At 63.2% G+C, this 2,562-nt stretch carries 3 protein-coding genes; 1 reads left to right on the forward strand and 2 read right to left on the reverse strand.

The window, feature by feature from the left end:
* A partial coding sequence (locus Q0O95_RS14035) for a molybdopterin-dependent oxidoreductase (protein WP_293699984.1) occupies positions 1–668 on the reverse strand: 668 nt, incomplete at its 3' end.
* A gap of 134 nt (positions 669–802) precedes the next feature.
* On the opposite strand from Q0O95_RS14035, the gene Q0O95_RS14040 reads away from it, so the two are divergent.
* A complete protein-coding gene (locus Q0O95_RS14040) occupies positions 803–1,879 on the forward strand; it encodes an NADH:flavin oxidoreductase/NADH oxidase (RefSeq protein WP_293699986.1) in 1,077 nt (358 codons plus the stop codon).
* 5 nt (positions 1,880–1,884) lie between these two features.
* On the opposite strand, the gene Q0O95_RS14045 is transcribed toward Q0O95_RS14040, so the two are convergent.
* The gene (locus Q0O95_RS14045; RefSeq protein WP_293699988.1) at positions 1,885–2,451 is read right to left on the reverse strand and encodes a cysteine hydrolase family protein; all 567 of its coding nucleotides are present in this window, start codon (positions 2,449–2,451) and stop codon (positions 1,885–1,887) included.
* Between the last annotated feature and the right edge of the window lie 111 nt (positions 2,452–2,562).

Consider the following 2,562-nt stretch of genomic DNA (forward strand, 5'->3'; position numbering starts at 1 on the left):
AGATCGGCCCGTTCGAAGTCGTCGTAGCGAATCGTCGACTTCCCGATGCCGACCGTCTCGAGCATCGCGGTGCCGGTCGATTCGTGGCACATGTTCGAGCAGTCCGGCATATTGTTCGTGCCGAGCACGCGAGCGAGCAGCTGGTAGATGAATGCGGCTTCGTTGGAGGCGCGTCCGCTCGTGTAGAAGGCCGCCTGATCCGGATGCGCGAGGCCGTTGAGATGACGGGAGATGATCTCGAACGCGGCATCCCAGTCGATGGGCTCGTAATGGTCGGAGCCCCTCGGCTTGTACACGGGCTCGGTGAGACGCCCCTGCAGCCCCAGCCAGTACTCTGTCTTGTCCTCGAGTGAACTGAGCGAGTGATCGCGCCAGAAGGAACGCTCGACCGTGACCGGTGTCGCCTCCCACGTCACGGCCTTGCCGCCGTTCTCGCAGAACTCGGCGAGCTTGCGATGCTCGGGGTCCGGCCAGGCGCAGCTCATGCAGTCGAAGCCGTCCTTGTGATTGATCTTCGTCATCAGCTTCGCCGTGCGGGCGAGCCCCATGTCGCGGATCGCAGGCTCCATCGAGTGGTAGACGCCGCCGAGCCCTGCCGCATAGTCCTTGGGCTCGCTGATCTCGAGGTCCGCATCCGAGAAGTCTTCGCGGGGTGGTCGGCGGGTCATGTTCGTCCCTTCCTCGCATCGGCGTCGGTGCTGAGCTGCTTATCGTCACCCTATCGGCCAATGAACCGAGGCGAAACCGGAATCACGATGCGCCTTCTGGGTTGTTTTGTGAGCCGCGGGCGTACGATCGGAAGGTGAGTCATCTCCTGTTCGAACCCTTCACGCTTCGCGACGTTACGTTCCGGAATCGCATCTGGGTTCCGCCCATGTGCCAGTACTCCGTAGAACGGAAAGACGGTGTTGCAACCGACTGGCATCTGGTGCACCTGGGAGGCATGGCCCGCGGAGGCGCGGGAGCGATCATCGTCGAGGCCACCGGCGTCGTACCCGATGGGCGGATATCCCAGCAGGATCTCGGTCTCTGGAACGATACCCAGCGTGACGCGCTGGTTCCGATCGTCGACTTCCTGTGCTCCCAGGGCGCAGCAGCCGGTATCCAGCTCGCTCACGCCGGGCGGAAGGCGTCGACTTGGGCAGCCTGGGGCACGGATCGCACGGGCAGCCTCCCTCTCGATGAAGGCGGATGGGTCACGGATGGGCCGTCGGAATTGGCTTTCCCCGGGCTGGTAACTCCTCGCGCGCTGGAAGAGACGGGAATTCGCGAGATCGTGAAGGCGTTCGCTGCGTCAGCAAAGCGGGCGATGGAAGCAGGGTTCGACTTCGTCGAAATCCATGCCGCGCACGGCTATCTGCTGCACGAGTTCCTGTCGCCGCTCAGCAATACCCGCACCGACGAGTACGGCGGGGCGTTGGTGAACCGTGCCCGTTTCTTGTTGGAAGTCGTCGATGCCGTACGCGGCGAGATCGGCGAGAGCGTGCCGATGTTCGTGCGGCTGTCTGCGACGGACTGGACGGATGGCGGCCTCACGCTGGACGACACGGTCGAGATCGTCAACCTGCTGAAGCAGCACAGTGTTGATCTCATCGATGTGTCCACTGGCGCGAACGTGCCGGCGACAATTCCGGTCGGCCCGGGTTACCAGGTCGCTTTCGCCTCCGGCATCCGTGAACGCACCGGGGTGCCCACGGCAGCGGTCGGGCTGATCACCGAGCCGTTCCAGGCCGAGCAGATTCTGGCCTCGGGGCAGGCGGATGCCGTGCTACTCGGGCGTGAAATGCTGCGGGACCCGCACTTCCCGCTTCGCGCTGCGAAAGCGCTCAGGCACGAGCTGCCGTACATTCCCGGGCAGTACCTGCGCGCGTACGGGTAGCACCGTCAGTCGGCTGTCGCCTCGTTTGTCGTAACGACCGTGGCGAACTCGCCGTGCAGGTTAGCAGCGGTGACACGTGAGAGGTCTTCTGCCGAGACGAACGATCCGTCCGGGGCAGTTCGCGCAAAGGTGTGAGTGGCATCGATCACGAAATAGGTTTCGTAACCGAGGTTCCCCGCCATCCGAGCGGTCGTTTCGCAGCAGTGGTTGGTCGTGATGCCGCAGATCACAACCTCGTCAATCTGTTGATTTCGCAGCCAGGCGTCGAGATCGGGAGTTCCGTAGAAGGCCGAGTTCACCGTCTTTCGCACCAGTAGATCGGGTGCTCCGGTGGCGACATCCTGGAACTCATTCCCAGCCCCGCCGGGTGCCAGCGGCGACAGGGGATCCGCCGAGTCGTGCCGAACGAAGACAAACGGCCATCCCTTGCTGCGCCAGTGCTCGATCAGCGTTGCGATGTTCTGCTCGCAGTCGGGGTTATCGCGCTCTCCCCAGTACTCAGCATCATCGAAGCCACGCTGCACGTCGATGACGATGAGTGCGGGTTTGCGCGATTCGAATGCTCTGCTCATCTCATTCAGTGTATGCAGTGGAGAACCCGCGCCGTTAGATTTCCGGCTCGGCTGTGAGCCGTCGCAGCCGCACCAGTTCTCCGAACACGGCAGGGAGAAAGAAGAAGACGG

It is taken from the genome of uncultured Agrococcus sp., from assembly GCF_945915485.1.
In the GTDB taxonomy this organism is placed as follows: Bacteria; Actinomycetota; Actinomycetes; order Actinomycetales; family Microbacteriaceae; genus Agrococcus.

Coding starts and splice junctions, on each gene's coding strand:
- Q0O95_RS14045 (WP_293699988.1), bottom strand. CDS start 2,451: ATGAGCAGAGCATTCGAATCGCGCAAACCCGCACTCATCGTCATCGAC.